The 17597-nt window shown below is 60.4% G+C and carries 16 protein-coding genes and 1 tRNA gene; 7 read left to right on the top strand and 10 right to left on the bottom strand.

Annotation, left to right across the window (positions count from 1 at the left end; all coding sequences use genetic code 11):
- Positions 1–95: 95 nt before the first annotated feature.
- The 10 genes from ychF to KI811_RS17100 form a co-directional block, all read right to left on the bottom strand.
- On the bottom strand, positions 96–1190 hold the full coding sequence (ychF, locus tag KI811_RS17145) for a redox-regulated ATPase YchF (RefSeq protein ID WP_214187693.1): 1095 nt from the start codon (positions 1188–1190) through the stop codon (positions 96–98).
- 43 nt (positions 1191–1233) lie between these two features.
- Positions 1234–1818, bottom strand: coding sequence for an aminoacyl-tRNA hydrolase (gene pth, locus KI811_RS17140; protein WP_214187692.1), 585 nt, complete (start codon positions 1816–1818; stop codon positions 1234–1236).
- Between the two features lie 23 nt (positions 1819–1841).
- Positions 1842–2429: a 50S ribosomal protein L25 gene (locus KI811_RS17135; RefSeq protein ID WP_214187691.1), complete on the bottom strand. Its 588-nt coding sequence runs from the start codon at positions 2427–2429 to the stop codon at positions 1842–1844.
- 59 nt (positions 2430–2488) lie between these two features.
- Positions 2489–3433 (bottom strand): ribose-phosphate pyrophosphokinase, encoded by a 945-nt coding sequence (locus KI811_RS17130; protein ID WP_214187690.1) that lies wholly within the window; start codon positions 3431–3433, stop codon positions 2489–2491.
- Positions 3434–3493: 60 nt separating this feature from the next.
- Positions 3494–3568, bottom strand: a tRNA-Gln gene (locus tag KI811_RS17125).
- A gap of 32 nt (positions 3569–3600) precedes the next feature.
- The gene (gene ispE / locus KI811_RS17120; RefSeq protein WP_214187689.1) at positions 3601–4446 is read right to left on the bottom strand and encodes a 4-(cytidine 5'-diphospho)-2-C-methyl-D-erythritol kinase; all 846 of its coding nucleotides are present in this window, start codon (positions 4444–4446) and stop codon (positions 3601–3603) included.
- A gap of 78 nt (positions 4447–4524) precedes the next feature.
- Positions 4525–5274, bottom strand: a complete 750-nt coding sequence (locus KI811_RS17115; RefSeq protein WP_281874668.1) for a polysaccharide deacetylase family protein — start codon at positions 5272–5274, stop codon at positions 4525–4527.
- 200 nt (positions 5275–5474) lie between these two features.
- A complete protein-coding gene (gene clpB / locus KI811_RS17110; protein ID WP_214187687.1) occupies positions 5475–8069 on the bottom strand; it encodes an ATP-dependent chaperone ClpB in 2595 nt (864 codons plus the stop codon).
- Between the two features lie 87 nt (positions 8070–8156).
- On the bottom strand, positions 8157–8321 hold the full coding sequence (locus tag KI811_RS17105; RefSeq protein ID WP_214187686.1) for a hypothetical protein: 165 nt from the start codon (positions 8319–8321) through the stop codon (positions 8157–8159).
- Positions 8322–8426: 105 nt separating this feature from the next.
- Positions 8427–9500 carry a branched-chain amino acid aminotransferase gene (locus tag KI811_RS17100; RefSeq protein WP_214187685.1) on the bottom strand — a complete coding sequence of 358 codons (1074 nt, stop codon included), beginning with the start codon at positions 9498–9500 and terminating at the stop codon, positions 8427–8429.
- 281 nt (positions 9501–9781) lie between these two features.
- On the opposite strand from KI811_RS17100, the gene rpoH reads away from it, so the two are divergent.
- From rpoH to cysN, 7 genes are all read left to right on the top strand, one after another.
- Complete coding sequence (rpoH, locus tag KI811_RS17095; RefSeq protein WP_214187684.1) at positions 9782–10621, top strand: RNA polymerase sigma factor RpoH; 840 nt, start codon at positions 9782–9784, stop codon at positions 10619–10621.
- Between the two features lie 108 nt (positions 10622–10729).
- A complete protein-coding gene (locus tag KI811_RS17090; protein ID WP_214187683.1) occupies positions 10730–11476 on the top strand; it encodes a HesA/MoeB/ThiF family protein in 747 nt (248 codons plus the stop codon).
- 273 nt (positions 11477–11749) lie between these two features.
- On the top strand, positions 11750–12532 hold the full coding sequence (locus KI811_RS17085; RefSeq protein ID WP_214187682.1) for a hypothetical protein: 783 nt from the start codon (positions 11750–11752) through the stop codon (positions 12530–12532).
- A 2-nt stretch (positions 12533–12534) separates the two neighbouring features.
- Positions 12535–13983: a DASS family sodium-coupled anion symporter gene (locus KI811_RS17080; RefSeq protein WP_214187681.1), complete on the top strand. Its 1449-nt coding sequence runs from the start codon at positions 12535–12537 to the stop codon at positions 13981–13983.
- 59 nt (positions 13984–14042) lie between these two features.
- On the top strand, positions 14043–14750 hold the full coding sequence (locus KI811_RS17075) for a phosphoadenylyl-sulfate reductase (protein WP_214187680.1): 708 nt from the start codon (positions 14043–14045) through the stop codon (positions 14748–14750).
- 32 nt (positions 14751–14782) lie between these two features.
- Positions 14783–15688: a sulfate adenylyltransferase subunit CysD gene (gene cysD, locus KI811_RS17070; RefSeq protein WP_214187679.1), complete on the top strand. Its 906-nt coding sequence runs from the start codon at positions 14783–14785 to the stop codon at positions 15686–15688.
- Positions 15688–17355, top strand: a complete 1668-nt coding sequence (gene cysN / locus KI811_RS17065) for a sulfate adenylyltransferase subunit CysN (protein WP_214187678.1) — start codon at positions 15688–15690, stop codon at positions 17353–17355. The genes cysD and cysN overlap by 1 nt, the downstream gene beginning before the upstream one ends.
- Positions 17356–17597: the final 242 nt, after the last annotated feature.

Below are 17597 nucleotides of genomic sequence, written 5' to 3'. Positions count from 1 at the left end.
TAAGGTCGCTGCAAAAAAAGAAATTTACTACAGCTTACCCTGCTATTCAAGAATTTTATCGTGATATGCGCCCCTACCGGCCAATCGTCTTACTCCTACACGTTGAACCGGAAGTGCATGACGTCGCCGTCCTGAACAACGTACTCTTTCCCTTCGAGGCGCATAAGCCCTTTTTCCTTGGCCCCCGCCTCGCCACCTGCAGCCACAAAGTCACGGTAGGCGATGACTTCGGCGCGAATAAACCCCTTCTCAAAATCCGAGTGGATGACTCCGGCTGCCTGGGGCGCCTTGGTGCCGGCTGGGATAGTCCAGGCCCGGACCTCTTTCTTGCCGGCAGTGAAATAGGTAATGAGCCCGAGAAGATCGTATCCCATCCGGATCAGACGGTCGAGGCCCGACTCTGCGAGCCCCATTTCGGCAAGGAACGCCTTCTTTTCGTCTCCGTCGAGTTCGGCTATCTCGGACTCGATCCGACCACAGATAACAACGACCCGGGCGCCTTCACTCTCGGCCAGGTCCCGCACTTTGGCGACAAAAGGATGCGCCCCCTCCAGGTCGTCCTCGGCAACGTTGGCAACGTAGAGGACTGGCTTATCGGTCAGCAGATGCAGATCGCGCATCCAGAGGCGCTCATCGTCACCCACCTCGGCGTGTCGTCCGGGAATGCCTTTCTCCAGCGCCCCCTTGACGCGGGCGTAAAACTCGCTTTCATCCTTGAGCTTCCGGTCCCCGCTCTTGGCCTGTTTTTCGACGCGCTGGAATTTTTTCTCCACACTGTCCAGATCAGCCAGAGCCAGTTCGGTCTGGATCACCTCGATGTCACGGATCGGATCAACACTCCCGCTCACATGCACCACATTCTCATCATCAAAACAGCGGACCACATGGACAATGGCATCCACCGAACGGATGTGCCCGAGGAACTGGTTGCCGAGCCCCTCCCCTTGACTTGCCCCCTTGACCAGTCCGGCAATATCGACGAACTCGATGGTGGTGGGGAGTATCCGCTCTGGATTGACGATTTCAGCCAAGCGCTCCAGCCGTTCGTCGGGAACCTGAACGATGCCGACGTTGGGGTCGATGGTACAGAAGGGATAGTTTGCCGACTCGGCCCCAGCAGAGGTCAGCGCATTAAAGATGGTAGACTTTCCCACGTTGGGGAGTCCGACGATACCGCAGTTAAAACCCATGGTGCATTCTTTCTTTCGCGTTGGAATGACAGCAGGAGGGATATCAGGCTGTCGGTAGAAAATCCTTGTTGTTATAAAGGCTCATGGTTCGCGGGAGCCCATTCCTTACGAGTTCTCCGAGAAGATCAACCACACCGTCCAGGAGCGTAGGAAGGCCGGCCATTTCCGCAGAAGAAAAATTGGCAAGGACATAATCGGCGGCGTCGCCGCGCACGGGTCTCCCCACACCGATTCTGACCCGCACAAAACCGCCACCACCCAACTCCTGCATAAGGGAACGGAGACCGTTATGGCCGCCATGCCCTCCCCCCTCCTTGAGCTTTACCCGGCCAAAGGGAATATCGAGGTCGTCATGAATTACGATCAGGTCAGAAAGGGTCAGCTTGTGGAAGCGGAGCGCCTCGGCCGCGGATCTCCCGGAGAGATTCATGAAGGTCTGTGGCTTGAGCAGCAGCAGGCGATCACCATGCCAGCTTCCCTCACCATACAGTCCGGAGAAGTTCTTCTTGGCGACCGAAGTCCCCATGATGCGGGAAAGGTGGTCTAAAACCATGAAACCCGCGTTATGGCGGGTCCATTGGTACTTCGGGCCGGGATTCCCCAGCCCGATTATAAGTCTTGTAGCCATTGGCGTACTATGCGACGAGGAGGTTACCCCTCCTCGACAGTTACCTCTTCCTTAGCCTTGCCATGGACGCTGACGACGGTAGCCTTCGGGTCGTCAAGGGCTTTGACGCCGGCAGAGAGAACCAGTTCGCCCACGTGGATGGCATGGCCGATGGCCAGATTGGTCACGTCCACCTCAACGTGCTCGGGGATCTGCGAGGGGAGGCACTCCAGATCGAGCGAATGCATGACCAGGTCGAGCATGCCACCCTCCTTGACACCCGCAGCAGTACCGACGAGAGCTACCGGAACGTGAACTCGAACTTTCTCATCCATGTTGATCTTGTGGAAGTCCACTGAAATAAAGGTTCCCTTGAGGGGAGCCTGCTGAAGATCGGCAACGATAACCGTGTTCCCGTTGAGGCTTCCTCCCCCCTGGAGGGTGATCAGGTTGTTGCGGCCCCCCTCGCCAACGATGGCGCCGGCCAGTTCCTTGGCATCCACGGACACGGCAACCGGCTCGATTCCCTTGCCATACACGACACCGGGAACGCGCCCGACAGCCCGAAGTTTCCGGGAAACACCTTTACCGGCCTTTTCCCTCTGCTCTATGCTTATAGTTTTCTGTTGCATGATTTCCTCCGCTACCAGCGATTCAGATTCTATTCCACTGCGGACAGAGCCGCACGAAATCAAACGAAGAGTGAACTTACCGACTCGTCGGAATGAATACGACGAATGGCCTCGGCAAGGAGGTCCGCAACGGTCAGCACTTTAATCTTATTGGTTTTCTCGGCCTTATCCCCAAGAGGCACGGTATCGGTAATTACGACCGCCTCGATGTCGGAACCATTGATCCGATCAATGGCAGGCCCCGAGAGAACCCCGTGGGTGGCACAGGCATAGATAGCCTTCGCCCCATGCTCTTTCAGCGCCTTGGCAGCCTGGGTAAGGGTGCCGGCTGTGTCAATCATATCGTCAAGTATAATGGCTGTCTTGTCCTTCACATCGCCAATCAGGTGCATGACTTCGGCCACGTTGGGGCCGGTCCGGCGCTTGTCGATAACCGCCAGGGTACAGCCCAAGCGCTTGGCAAAGGCGCGGGCCCGCTCGGTGCCGCCGGCATCGGGAGAAACCATGACAATGCCATTCTCGGGGAAACGCTGCTTGAGATTCTCCAGGATAACCGGCGCGGCATAGAGGTTGTCGACTGGAATATTAAAAAATCCCTGAATTTGGCCGGCATGAAGGTCGACCGTCACGACCCGATCAGCGCCGGAGGTCGTAACAAGGTCGGCTACGAGCTTCGAGGTGATGGGAGTCCGGGGGGCAGCCTTGCGGTCCTGACGTGCATAGCCGTAGTAGGGGATAACCGCGGTGATGGTGGCCGCCGACGCCCGCTTCAGGGCATCATTCATGATGAGCAGCTCCATCAGATTATTGTTGGTTGGCGCGCAGGTGGACTGAACCACGTAGATATCGCGCCCGCGCACGTTCTCGGCAATCTCAACCATGATCTCGCCATCGGAGAAATTCTTGACATTGGCCTTCCCGAGGGGGAGACCAAGATTTTCACAGATCTTCTCCGCAAGTTGCCGGTTGGAATTGCCGCTGAACACCTTGATCTTGTCGTTCATACGCTGCCTTGCCCGCAAATTTATTTTCCTGCGGCGACCCGCAGATGATGCTGGAGTAAGTGGCTGGGGTGCAAGGATTCGAACCTTGGAATGCCGGAATCAAAATCCGGTGCCTTACCGCTTGGCGACACCCCAGTGTGGTTATTGTACTGCCTGGCAACGGCCAATCACACCAAAGCCCTGACTGCCGTAACGAACCAGTCGGATGAACTGGCAATGGACTGGGCCGCGCCACGCGCCTCCTCCTCGGCAGCAAAAAGCCCGAAAACCGTGGGGCCACTGCCGGACATGAGGGCCCCAGCAGCCCCTGCGGCGACCAGTCGCTCCTTGATTTCACCGATCACCGGATACCGCCCGATGGTCACCGATTCGAGATCATTGGCGAGGACGGCACAGACATCCGCTACATCCTTGAAGAAGCGAGGAATAGTATCGCCATTCCACTCACCTGTCAACCGTAAACTTTGGTACACCCAGGCGGTCGACACCGGGATATTGGGGTTAACGATCACAAGCCAGAGGGGCGGAACGGCGTCGATTGCCGTGAGGACTTCCCCAATCCCCTCGGCCAGGGCCGTCTTGCCGAAGACGAAGAACGGCACGTCGGCACCCAGGGTCACGCCGACCTCCATGAGCCGCTCGATGGAAAGGCCGAGCCCCAGAAGCTCGTTCACCCCCAGAAGAACCGTGGCCGCGTCGCTACTCCCGCCGCCAAGCCCGGCAGCAACGGGGATGTTCTTGGTAATGGCGATGTCGATTCCCGCTTCCTGCCCGGAGAGGGGCAGAAGCGCGTTGGCAGCCCGCCAAGCGATGTTTTCCGGACCGTCGGGCACCCCTTCGCGGCCGCAGGTGACCCGGACACCGGAAGTGTCGGACAGAGTAATCGTAATCTCGTCGCAGAGATCAATCCGCTGCATGATCATCCGGAGGTCGTGGTAGCCGTCAGGCCGACGACGGAGCACGTCGAGCCGGTAGTTGACCTTGGCGGGGGCCTTGAGCGTCAGGGATTTCATGGGGGCATCACTTTCTGTGAAAGGGTGGAAAGGTACCTTTCTAAACCAAAACTGCGCGACAAATCAAGGCATATCTCGTCACTTCACCGGCACATCGGAGAGTTTCACAAACCGGAATCCCCTTTTTCGGAGCTCGGGAATGGCTGCCATGACCCCGGCGGCGGTGCCCGACTCGGGATGGTTCATGTGGAGGAGGGCGATATCGCCCGGCCGGGCCTTCAGGAGGGCAGCGCGCACCTGCTCGGGAGAAAAGGTCGCCCCTGCGTCGCCGAGAAGGGAATAGCCGGCCACCCGCTCTCCCAGGGCAGCGACGATATCTACCGCCACCTCGTCATAGTAGGCGGTGCCTGAGCGGTAGAAGGCGGGGCGCTTACCCGTGATCTCCTCGATCCGCCGGGCGTTCAGTTCGATCTCGTCCACCACGTCGCCCACGGTGCGGGTTCCCACAATGCCGTAGGCCTTTTGCCCCGTAACCGACGCGGGACGGTGCCGATGGCCGTGGTTGGCGATCTCGAACAGGGGATTTGCTGCCAGGCGCCGGAACAGTGCCGGATTCGCGTCGATCCAGAGACCGCTCACAAAGAGGGTGGCCGGAATTTTCTCCCGCTCCAGAAAATCGATGAGGGGGGCGTCGAACCCCTTGCCCCTTGGACTGCCGCAGGCGTCAAAGGTTAAGGCAATGCTCCTGTCACCCCCAGCCAGGCGAGTCTTGACCCCTGTTGCCGTTTCGCTCCACTCCTTCGGCGTCCGACCGTCGAAGCGGATGACAAGGCTTTCACGCAGGGATGCGTACCCTTTGCCGGCAGATTCGTGGAGTGGGGCAGGCACCTCTGCCTCCGCAAGGGGTGCTGAACCGGCACCAGCACCAAGCATTAGAGCTGCTACCACCCAAAAGGACAGAAGCTTCATGGTATCTCCCGTACACGATTTTTCGGCAATCCTAGCCCCAACGTCAGCGACTGTGAAGAAAAAAGCGGGCCGCTCCCGAAAAGGATGGCCCGCTACAGAACCCCGCGTGCAGGAGATTATTATTTCTTCGTGATGACGAGCCCTTCTCCGCCATGGGAGAGGTCGGCCCGGATGGTGTCCCCCTCCCGGAACTTCCCTTCGAGGAGCATGAGAGCCAGGGGGTCCTGCACCTTGCGCTGGATCGCCCGTTTGAGGGGCCGTGCTCCGTAGGCCGGATCGTACCCCTCCTGAGCCAGGTATTCCCGGGCCTTGTCGGTGATCTCCAGGGTGATGTGCCGCTCGGCGAGGCGCTTCTTCAACCCCTGGATCTGGATGTCGATGATCTGCTTGATCCGCTCCAGCGGCAGCGCGTGGTAGATGACCACCTCGTCGATCCGGTTCAGGAACTCGGGCTTAAAGCTCTCCCGCAGGGTCTCGGTAACCATCTGCTTCATGCGGGTGTAGTCGCTGGCGCCATACTGCTGGATCCACTGGGAGCCCAGGTTGCTCGTCATGATGATGACCGTGTTGCGGAAATCCACTGTCCGCCCCTGGCCGTCGGTGAGCCGGCCGTCATCGAGGACCTGGAGGAGGACGTTGAACACCTCGGCATGGGCCTTCTCGATCTCGTCGAAAAGGACGATGGAGTAGGGGCGGCGCTTGACCGCCGCGGTGAGCTGCCCCCCCTCCTCGTACCCCACGTAGCCGGGGGGCGCGCCGATGAGGCGGGCCACGGTGTGCTTCTCCTGGTACTCGCTCATGTCGATTCGGACGATGGCCTGGTCGTCGTTGAAGAGGAACTCGGCCAGGGCCTTGGCGGTCTCGGTCTTCCCGACCCCGGTGGGGCCCAGGAAGAGGAAGGAGCCGATGGGGCGGTTGGGGTCCGAGAGCCCCGACCGGGCGCGGCGGATGGCGTTGGCCACCAACAGCAGGGCGTCGTCCTGGCCCACCACGCGGGCCTTGAGCCGCTCCTCCATGTGCACGAGCTTGTCCGCCTCCCCCTCCATCATGCGTGAGACCGGAATACCAGTCCAGCGGGAGACGATTTCAGCCACCAGTTCGCCATCAACCTCTTCGGGGAGCATCTTCCCTTCCTTCTGGAGCGCCTCCAGTTGCTGCTTTTTCTCCTCCATTTCCTTCTCGATGGCAGGAATCTCTCCATAGCGGATCTCTGCGGTACGAGCCAGGTTCCCCTCCCGCTCGGCCTTCTTCGCCTGCTCTTTCCTCTCCTCAAGCTGCTGCTTCAGTTCGCTGAGTCCCTTGATGATCTCCTTTTCCTGACGCCAGTGGGCCTTCAGTTCCGCCGCCTGGGCCTGGAGCCCGTTCAGCTCGTCAGTCAGCTTCTGGAGACGCTCCAGGGCGTGGGGGTCCTGCTCCCGCAAAAGCGCCTGCTTCTCGATCTCCAACTGGATGATCTTGCGCTCCACCTCATCGATCTCGGTCGGCATGGAGTCAATCTCGATCCTCAGGCGCGAGGCGGCCTCGTCGATGAGGTCGATGGCCTTGTCGGGGAGGAAGCGGTCGGTGATGTAGCGGTCCGAAAGTGTGGCGGCGGCGATAATGGCACTGTCCTTGATCCGGATGCCGTGGTAGGTCTCGTACTTCTCCTTGAGCCCCCGGAGGATGGCGATGGTGTCCTCCACGCTCGGCTCGCCGGTGTAGACCTGCTGGAAGCGCCGCTCCAGGGCCGCGTCCTTCTCGATGTACTTGCGGTACTCGTTAAGGGTGGTGGCGCCGATGCAGTGGAGCTCCCCCCGGGCCAGGGCCGGCTTGAGCATGTTGGATGCGTCCATGGCCCCCTCGGCGGCTCCGGCCCCCACCAGGGTGTGGAGCTCGTCAATGAAGAGGATCACCTTTCCCTCGGACTTGGCCACCTCCTTGATAACCGCCTTGAGCCGCTCCTCGAACTCCCCCCGATACTTGGCGCCGGCGATGAGGGCCCCCATGTCGAGGGCCACGAGGCGCTTATCCTTCAGGGATTCCGGCACGTCCCCCGAGACGATCCGCTGGGCGAGCCCCTCCACGATGGCGGTCTTCCCCACCCCCGGCTCGCCAATGAGAACCGGGTTGTTCTTGGTGCGCCGGGACAGGACCTGGAGTACCCGCCGGATCTCATCGTCCCGGCCGATAACCGGGTCAAGCTTCCCCTGGCGGGCCAGGTCGGTCAGGTCACGGGCGTACTTAGTCAGAGCCTGGTACTTGTCCTCGGGGCTCTGGTCGGTGACCCGCTCGCCACCGCGGATCTCCACGAGCGCCGCCAAGACGTTCTCGCGGGTGGCTCCGGCATCGAGAAGCGCCCGAGTGGCCGCGCACTGTTTGTCGGCGAAGAAGCCGAGGAGAAGATGCTCGGTGGAGACGAACTCGTCCTTCATGGCATCGGCTTCCCGCTGGGCCCCATCGAGAATCCGGTTCAGAGAGGGGGAGAGGTAGGCCTGGGCCGTGGCGCCGCTCACCTGGGGGAGCTTTTTAAGGAGCGCGTCAACGGAACTCCGCAGGGAGGCAGACGCTGTTCCCACCTTCTGGAGAATCGGGGCCACAAGCCCCCCTTCCTGCTCGAGGAGCGCTGCGAGGAGATGTTCCGGCTCGATGGCGCCGTTTCCCTGCCGCGCGGCGAGCTGCTGGGCGCCGGCCAGGGCCTCCTGGGTCTTTATGGTCATTTTTTCGGGTCGAATCATGGGGCGCTCTCCTTTCCTGGTACAGGAAAAACATAGGCACGCCCCGGGGGGAAGTCAAGGAAGGGGAAACATGAATTGTGAGGGGGATCAGGGGGAGGAAAGGAGATCCAACTCCATCTGCTTCCAGTTCTCCCGCTTGATCTTCGGGCCGGGATAGTAGCGGGGACAGGAGGAGATGACGGCCGTGGCCGCCTGCTTGCACTGGCGGCGGCAGGAGAGGCAGAGCTTGTTGACGTCGGGATTCCGCTTCATGGGCACCTTCATAGAGATGTGCGAATGATATCTCCGCTGCCGCAATAGTAGCAGAAAGTGGGGGCAAAAGAAAAGGCGGCGTTTCCGCCGCCCTTTCTCTCTAAATCATGCGATCTTGCGGGTCCAGCCGAAGGTGTCGGGAACCTTGCCGGTCTGAATGCCGGTCAGAGTGTCATAGAGCTGCTGGGTAATCGGCCCCACGCCGCCATTGCCGACCGTACAGACTTCGTCCTTGTACGTGAGAACGCCGACCGGGCTGATGACTGCAGCAGTGCCGCTGCCGAAAGCCTCCGTCACCTTGCCGGAACGGATGTCGGCCATGAGCTCATTCACGTCGATGAGCCGCTCCTCGATGGCGTAGCCGAGGCTCGCGGCCAGCTTCAGGGTGGAGTCACGGGTGACGCCGTTCAGGATAGTGCCGGTGAGGGGGGAGGTGACGATGGTCTTGCCGTAGGCGAAGAGCATGTTCATGGCCCCCACCTCCTCGATGTAGCGGCGCTCGACCCCGTCGAGCCAGAGAACCTGGTCATACCCCTTTTTCTTCGCCTCAAGGCCGGCCTTGAGGGAACAGGCGTAGTTGCCGCCGGTCTTGGCCTCACCGGTGCCGCCGGGGACGGAGCGGACGTAGTGGTCCTCCACCATGATCTTGATGGGATTGAATCCCGCGGAGTAATACGCACCAACAGGAGAGAGGATCACATAGAAGTAGTAGTGATCAGCGGGCTTCACCCCCAGGACCGGCTCCACGCCGATCATGGTGGGGCGGATGTAGAGGGAGGTCCCTTCCGACGAGGGAATCCAGTCGCGCTCCAGCGCCACGAGCTTCTCGATGCCGTCGAGGAAAAGCTCCTCCGGCACCTCTGGCATGCAGAGGCGGTCGGCGGAGTGGTTGAAGCGCCGGGCGTTCATCTCGGGGCGAAAGAGGGTAATAGTGCCGTCGGCCCACTTGTAGGCTTTGAGCCCCTCGAAGATCTCCTGGGCATAATGCAGAACAGAGCAGGCCGGATCGAGGACAAAGGGGGCGTAGGGTTCAATGCGGGCATCGACCCACCCCTGGCCGATTTTCCACTCGACCATGAACATCCGGTCGGTGAAGAGCTTGCCGAAACCGAGTTGGGATTCGTCGGTGTACTTGGGCTTTTTCCGGTCATCCGGGAGCGGCACGATTCTGATCTCCATCTGCTGGAACCTCCATTGATTCGGCGCGGAGCGTCGTAATATGAAACTCTTTACGGTTTATCACAGGAATACCGCAGGGGGCAAGGGGTTTCCCCCGGCAATCCGGACGCTCCCCCGGCCCTGTTATCCCTCCCTCTGGCCCGGCATGCGCTGCTCTGCACAAATGGAACTAATTACTACAACCCCTTGATTTTTCATTTTCCCCTTGTTAAGTTATTAGCACTCAGACAAACCGAGTGCTAACCCAGCAACAAAACCTTGCGACAGGAGGACCCCGATTCATGACCATGAATCTCCCCGTTGTTGCCGACAGCCTCACCCTATACCTGGCGGAAATCAGGAAGTTCCCCGTCCTCACCCCCGAGGAGGAACACCTGTACGCCGTAAAGTTCTATGAAGAGAAGGACCTGGAAGCGGCCCACCGCCTCATCACCGCCAACCTCCGGTTTGTGGTGAAGGTCGCTGCCGAGTACAAGTCCTACGGCATGAAGATGCTCGACCTGATCCAGGAAGGAAACATCGGCCTCATGATGGCGGTCCGCAAATTCGACCCCCACAAGGGGATCCGTCTCATCTCCTACGCGGTCTGGTGGATCAGGGCCTACATCCAGAATTACATCATATCTGCCTGGAGCCTTCTCAAGATTGGCACCACCCAAGCACAGAAGAAACTCTTCTTCAAGCTGAACCAGGCCAAGAACGCCATCCGGCGACTGACCGGAGGCGACGACACGGAAGCCACCGCCCTATCCCTCCACGTGAAAGAGTCGGAGGTGATCGAAATGGACCAGCGGATGCGGGGCGATTACTCTCTGGACGCAGAACTGGTGGACGGGGAAGGGCTCACCATGCTGGATACCCTTGTGGACGAGCGCCAGAACCAGGAGGAAGCCCTGGCAGAGCAGCAGGAGGCGTCACTCCTCCACGGCCAGGTGACCCAGGCACTGGAGCGGCTCAACGAGAAGGAGCGCTACGTAGTCGAGAATCGGGTAACGGCAGACGAACCACTTACTCTCCAGGAGATCGCCGACCACTTCGCAATCTCCCGCGAGCGGGTCCGTCAGATTGAGGAAGGGGCACTAAAAAAGATCAAGGCCTATCTGACGCCAATCACTGTCTAGCGCCCAAACTATTTTCCCCATTGAAACATCCAGACCCCGCCTTGACGAGACGGGGTTTTTTTATTATTACTGTCAAGAAACACTCATCACTCATGGGAGAATACCCACATGTTCACCGCAGAACAATCTGAGCGATACGCCCGTCACCTCATTCTGGAAAACGTTGGCGAGGTGGGGCAGGAACGACTCCTGGCAGGGCGGGTCATGGTGATCGGCGCCGGTGGCCTCGGCTCCCCCGTTGCCCTCTACCTGGCGGCTGCGGGTGTCGGCACCATCGGCATTGCCGATTCAGACAGGGTGGAGCTCTCGAACCTCCAGCGCCAGATAGCCCATCACACTGCCGACCTGGGGCGCCCCAAGGTCGTTTCGGCCAAGGAAAAAATGGCCGCCATGAACCCCGACGTAACCGTCATCCCTTTTGAAACGAGGGTCGGGGCATCGAACATCGCGGAGATCATCGCCGACTTCGATTTCGTCATCGACGCCACCGACAATTTCGCTGCAAAATTCCTCATCAACGACGCCTGCGTCGCAGCCGGCAAACCCTTCTCCCACGGCGGCATTCTCCGCTTCAACGGGCAGACCATGACCGTCCTGCCGGGGGAATCCCCCTGCTACCGCTGCATCTTTCCCGAACCCCCGGAGAACGACGAGGTGGCCACCGCCTGCTCACGGGCCGGCGTCATCGGAGTCCTCCCCGGCGTCATCGGCACCATCCAGGCCACCGAGGCGATCAAGTATCTCATGGGCATCGGCGAACTCCTCACGGGGCGCCTTCTCACCTACAGCGCCCTGGCGCTGAAATTCCGCGAAGTTCCCATCAAGAAAAAGCTAACGTGCCCCGCCTGCGGCTAGGCCGCAGGCAAAAAACCCCACCGCCCCTCAAAACCTCCCGAGCCTGTGGTAGACTGGTACCGTAGCTTTATCTACACGGCTTGGCCACCTCTCTTGCGAGCATATTCCCATTAAATCCGACTAGTTACCAGCACAGAGAAAACAACACCAAACCAGACATAAATACTGCGATTTTATTTCTTGACAATAACGATAAAATACCCAAAAATCAGATCGAACAATTCAACACCATGAAACTAAAGAGCCCCCCCGAGACGGTCCTGGAGCACGGCAATGGTGGTTGACAACACAAAACTCCAGAAACTCCTGGCAGACCCTCCCCTGCCTGTAACTTCACGGGATCTGCGCCGCGACGGAAACGTATTCCACGTCGGAGGCGAGCTCCCACCCCGGGAAACTCTGGAAACCCTCTTCGACAGCTACTGCCTTGCCCCGGCCGAACTGTTTCATCTCAGCTTCGGCGCGCCGGGCACCTTCACGAAGGGGGAGACCCTGGCGCGCCTCATCAAGAAAAATTTCAACACCCACATCCTGGGAACGATGGATTTCGCGGTGTCCCCGGCTCTTCTGGAGCGGGCGTACGCCTCCGGCGTCGACATCATTCATATCCCCTTCACCTTCGGGCGTTCCGACCAAGAGAGCCGTCTTGCCTCGCTCCAGTGCGCCCAGACGGTCTTCCCCCGCTGGGCGGTGGCATCGTCCCTCGTCCTGGGGGAAGCCCCCCTCGAAGCTCTCCTTGCGGGAATCGACAATTTCCTCTCCCGCGGCATCGTTCCGTTGCTGCAACTCCCCGCACCGGCAAGCCGCTGCGGGACTGAAGAGGTGGCAGCAGCCTACGGCCACCTGGCAACGGCATGGCGGACATCCAAAGCAACCGTGGCCCCGCTCCTGCCGCTGATCGCCCTCGCCACCCCCCTCGTCCCGCAGACGCAGGGGGGAACCCTGCGGGGCTTCATGAACCGGCTCCGGGACCGGCGACTCTTGGCTACCTCCGACCTGCGCCGGGCTCTGCGGGTGCGACAGGTGGAAGAGTCATACGAATCGGCGGGGCTCTGATCATGGAACGGGAACTCTTCGACAAACCGTTGAAGATCGACACCAGACCTCTCTGGCTGATCCTCATCGACCGGTCTGCGCGCTACCAGGTCTTTGCCGGGTTGATCATCGTCTGCGCTATTCTTTTCAGACTCACGCCTCCGGAGGGGCTTTCGGCGGCAGGGTACCATGCCCTCATCCTCTTTGGTGCAACCATCTTCCTCTGGATATCGGGACTGCTCCCCATCGCCGTGACGGCGCTCCTTTCAATGGCCCTGCTGCCTCTCCTCGGCATCATGGAAGCAAAAAAGACCTATGCCCTCTTCGGCAACGAGGCGGTCTTCTTCATCATCGGTGCCTTTATCCTGGCGGCGGCCATGACCGGCACGGGGCTATCAGCCCGGCTCGCCCGCGCCATGCTGGCCCGGTTCGGCAAGACGCCTCGCAGCCTCGCCCTGACGGTCTTCCTCCTTTCGGCGATTCTCTCGTTTTGCATGAGCGAGCACGCCGTGGCGGCCATGATGTTCCCCGTGGTCGCGGAGATCGGCACGAGCCTCGGTCTCGAGCGCGGCAGGAGCCGCTACGCCAAGCTCCTTTTCATGGCCATAGCCTGGGGATGCATCATCGGAGGGATCGCCACCTTCCTCGGCGGGGCGCGTGCGCCGCTGGCGGTGGGGATGCTCCGGGAGGCGAGCGGCCTCGACTATACTTTCTTCGAGTGGACCGTTGCCGCCATCATGATCGTCGCACCGTTGCTTGTCATCGGCTTTCTCCTGCTCATCCTCTTCTTCCCCCCCGACATTGCGGGAGTCGACGAAGGGCTTCGCTTCCTGAACCGCAAACGACTCGAAACGGGGAAAATGGGATACGGCGAGATGACCGTTGCCGCAGTAATGGTGGTAACCATCGCCTGCTGGATGGCCTTGGGCAAAGAGATCGGCCTGGCAAACATCGCAATCCTGGCCATGGTCGCCCTCTTCGTCTTTCGAGTGGTCTCCTGGCAGACAATAGAAGAGTACGTCAACTGGGGAATCATCCTCATGTACGGCGGTTCCATCGCCCTAGCCACCGCCCTTGAAAAAACCGGCGCCGCCCTCTGGATTGTCGAGCGGGGGCTCGGGGCCTTCTCACCGTCGCCGCTCATGGTGATTGCCGTCATCTCCCTGGTGTCGATCCTGCTGACCGAGTGCATCAGCCACGCCGCTGTGGTCGCCATCCTCATGCCGATCGGCATGTCCCTGGCAAAAAGCCTCGGCATGGATCTCAGGGTTATGACGCTCGCCATTGCGCTTCCCGCAGGTCTCGCCTACTGCCTCCCCATGGGGACGCCGGCCACGGCCATCGCCTACGCCTCGGGATACTTGCGGGGCAAGGACATCATCATCCCCGGTGCCCTGGTGATGGCCATTTCCTGGCTCCTCTTCATGGCCGCGGCAATCTTCATCTGGCCCCTGATCGGCCTGAACATCTGAACACCCTTTGCCCGGAGCGCTCACGCACTACGGACGCGAACCAAACCAGAGGTCCCACCATGACTGTAACCATTCAGAAAAAAATCCCACAACTCCCCCAGGACGCCACTCCACAGGACATCCTCAGGGCCGGAGTGTCAGCGGCCATGGGCTCTGTCAAGCTCGCCTGCTCCTTCTCTGTGGAGGACGTCATTATCATCGACATGGCAAAGGAACTGGGGTGCCCAATCGGGATATTCGCCCTCGACACGGGGCGCCTCCACGAGGAGACCTACGAGGTGGCAGACGCCATCACGGAGCGCTACCGGATCCCGATAGACTGGTATTTCCCGCGGCACGAAGCGGTGGAGGAGCTCGAACGCGAGAAGGGGCTTTTCTCCTTCCGTGAATCCCTGGACAACCGCCACGAGTGCTGCCACATCCGCAAGGTGGAACCACTTGGCCGGGCGCTTAAGGGGCTTGCCGGCTGGATCACCGGGCTCCGCCGCGAGCAGAGCGTCACCCGGACCGGCCTCTCTCCCATCGAAAGCGACGAAGCAAACGGCGGCATACTGAAAATCAACCCGCTCCTGGAGTGGAGTGAGGAACAGGTCTGGGAGTACGCCGAAAAGCGCCGGGTCCCGGTAAACCGTCTCCATAAACAGGGATACCCTTCAATCGGCTGCGCTCCCTGCACCCGCCCCGTGGCCCCGGGCGAGCATCCCCGTGCCGGCCGCTGGTGGTGGGAGAATCCGGAACATAAAGAGTGCGGATTGCACCGGCGCTGATGGAAGGCACAACCGTTTACGAGGATAACGACATGAGAACCACGCTGACCCACCTGCAGCAGCTCGAAGCAGAAAGCATCCACATCATCCGTGAGGTTGTGGCCGAATTTGCCAACCCGGTGATGCTCTACTCCATCGGCAAGGATTCGGCGGTCATGCTGCACCTGGCACGCAAGGCCTTTTACCCGGCACCGCCGCCGTTTCCCCTGCTGCACGTGGATACCACCTGGAAATTCCGCGACATGATCCAATTCCGCGACCGGATGGCGACCGAATGCGGCTTCGACCTGATCGTCCATGTGAACAAGGAGGGAGTGGAGCAGGGGATTTCCCCATTCACCCACGGTTCGGCCCTCTACACCGATATCATGAAGACCGAGGGGTTGAAGCAGGCGCTGGACAAGTACCGGTTCGACGCCGCCTTCGGTGGCGCCCGACGTGACGAAGAAAAATCGCGTGCCAAGGAGCGAATCTTCTCCTTCCGCAGCGCCAACCACCGATGGGATCCCAAAAACCAGCGTCCGGAACTCTGGAACCTCTACAACACCCGCATCAAGCAGGGGGAAAGCATCCGGGTCTTCCCGCTTTCCAACTGGACCGAGTTGGATGTCTGGCAATACATCCACCTGGAGAATATCCCGATCGTCCCCCTCTACTATGCAGCGGTGCGGCCGGTGGTGGAGCGCGACGGCATGCTGATCATGGTGGACGACGACCGCCTGGAACTCAAGCCGGGCGAGACAGTACAGCACAAATCGGTCCGCTTCCGCACCCTTGGCTGCTACCCCCTCACCGGCGCCGTGGAGTCGACGGCCGACACCCTCCCCAAGATCATCCAGGAGATGCTCCTCACCCGCACTTCCGAGCGCCAGGGGCGGCTTATCGACCACGACCAGGCGGGATCAATGGAGAAGAAGAAACAGGAGGGGTATTTCTAATGGCACACCAATCGGAACTGATCGAAAAGGATATCCTCGCCTACCTCAAGAGCCAGGAGGAGAAGTCGCTACTCCGCTTCATCACCTGCGGCAGCGTCGATGACGGCAAGAGCACCCTTATCGGGCGACTTCTCTGGGACTCCAAGATGATCTTCGAGGACCAGTTGGCGGCTCTGGAGGCGGACAGCAGAAAGGTCGGCACCCAGGGGGGGGCCATCGATTACGCACTGCTGCTGGACGGACTGCAGGCGGAGCGCGAGCAGGGGATCACCATCGATGTGGCCTACCGCTTCTTCTCCACCGACCGGCGCAAATTCATCGTCGCCGACACCCCCGGACACGAGCAGTACACCCGCAATATGGTGACCGGCGCCTCCACCGCCCAGGTGGCGGTGATCCTTGTGGACGCCCGCAAGGGACTCCTGACCCAGACGCGGCGCCACAGCTACCTGGTTTCCCTCGTGGGAATCCGCCACGTGGTCCTGGCGGTGAACAAGATGGACCTCGTCGACTTCGATGAACAACGGTTCGCCACGATCGTGGGCGACTACCAGGAGTTTGCTGCTCCCCTCGGGTTCGCCTCCATCACCGCGATCCCCATCTCGGCCCTGAACGGCGACAACGTCATCGAGCCGAGCAGCAGCACCCCTTGGTACCAGGGTCCTACCCTCATGAGCTACCTGGAGACCGTACAGGTCGCCGAAGAGCGCACAACAGAACCGTTCCGGCTGCCGGTACAGTGGGTGAACCGTCCGCACCTCGATTTTCGCGGTTTTTGCGGCACCATTGCCGCAGGCACCGTCCGCCCGGGGGATGAAGTGCGAGTCGCCGCCTCCGGCCTCACCAGCCGTGTGGCACGGATCGTCACCAAGGGAGGCGACCTGCCGGAGGCGGTGGCCGGTCAGGCAGTGACTCTCACCCTCTCCGACGAAATTGACATCAGCCGAGGCGACATGCTGACAGCAACCGATGTGCCGCCGCGTCTCTCTCGGCACCCAGAGGCCCACCTGGTCTGGCTCCACGACACTCCACTGGTGCCGGGGCAGATCTACCTCGTCAAGACCGCCAGCGCCGTGACCCCCGGCCGCATCACCCGCGTCCAGTATGCGGTTGACGTTAACACTCTTGAACAGAGACAGGTTCCGACGCTGGCACTCAACGGCATCGGCGTGGTTCGTCTGGAACTGGACCGCGCAGTGGCCTTCGACCCCTACCGCCAGAATCGCGAAACCGGTAGTTTTATCCTTATTGACCGGTTCAGCAATGCCACCGTGGCAGCAGGCATGGTAATCGCTGCTGCCCCGCTGGAGTCACCAGATACTCAACCGACGGAAACCGGTACCGACGAAGGTTCATACCTCCCCAGACGATTTATCCTGCGAGACAGCACCGTCATTGGCGCGGACATGGGGGTAGCTGACTTAACACGGGAATGGGGGCCGATTGAGTTCGAGGTCTCCGCGAGCTTCATCGATCATCTCGCCAAAGGGAACCGCGTCCTCTTCCGGCTTCGGGACGTGGGGCAACTGGAACCAGTTGCCCAAATGGCCTACGATCACAACCTTGTCTTTGAGTTCGGCCGGGACCGGGATCGGGTCACCGTGATTCTTTTCAAAAGTTGGCCTGAACCATGCCCAAAAGATGTCGACGAACGTGGTGGGCTTTAGACCTACAAAGGTGGTCCTATTTCTTGGGACCACCTTTTTTCTTCAAGGAATCTGAAGCTGCCGAAATCTCTCCGTCACTCTGTCACAGCGAAAAAGCAGTGCCGGGTTTCTCAGTGCAAGGGATTGGGGAATACGAGGCGATTGGAAGGGGTAATAATAGCACTTGGGCATAGGAGCAGCAAAAGCCCCGCACTCAGTGATGAGAGCGGGGCTTTTGGATAAAACTCCCGGCGGCGACCTAC

This window comes from Geobacter hydrogenophilus (assembly GCF_018501225.1).
Lineage (GTDB): Bacteria > Desulfobacterota > Desulfuromonadia > Geobacterales > Geobacteraceae > Geobacter > Geobacter hydrogenophilus.
Note: the sequence above shows the minus strand (reverse complement) of the source record. Positions and strands in the feature narration are given on the sequence as shown.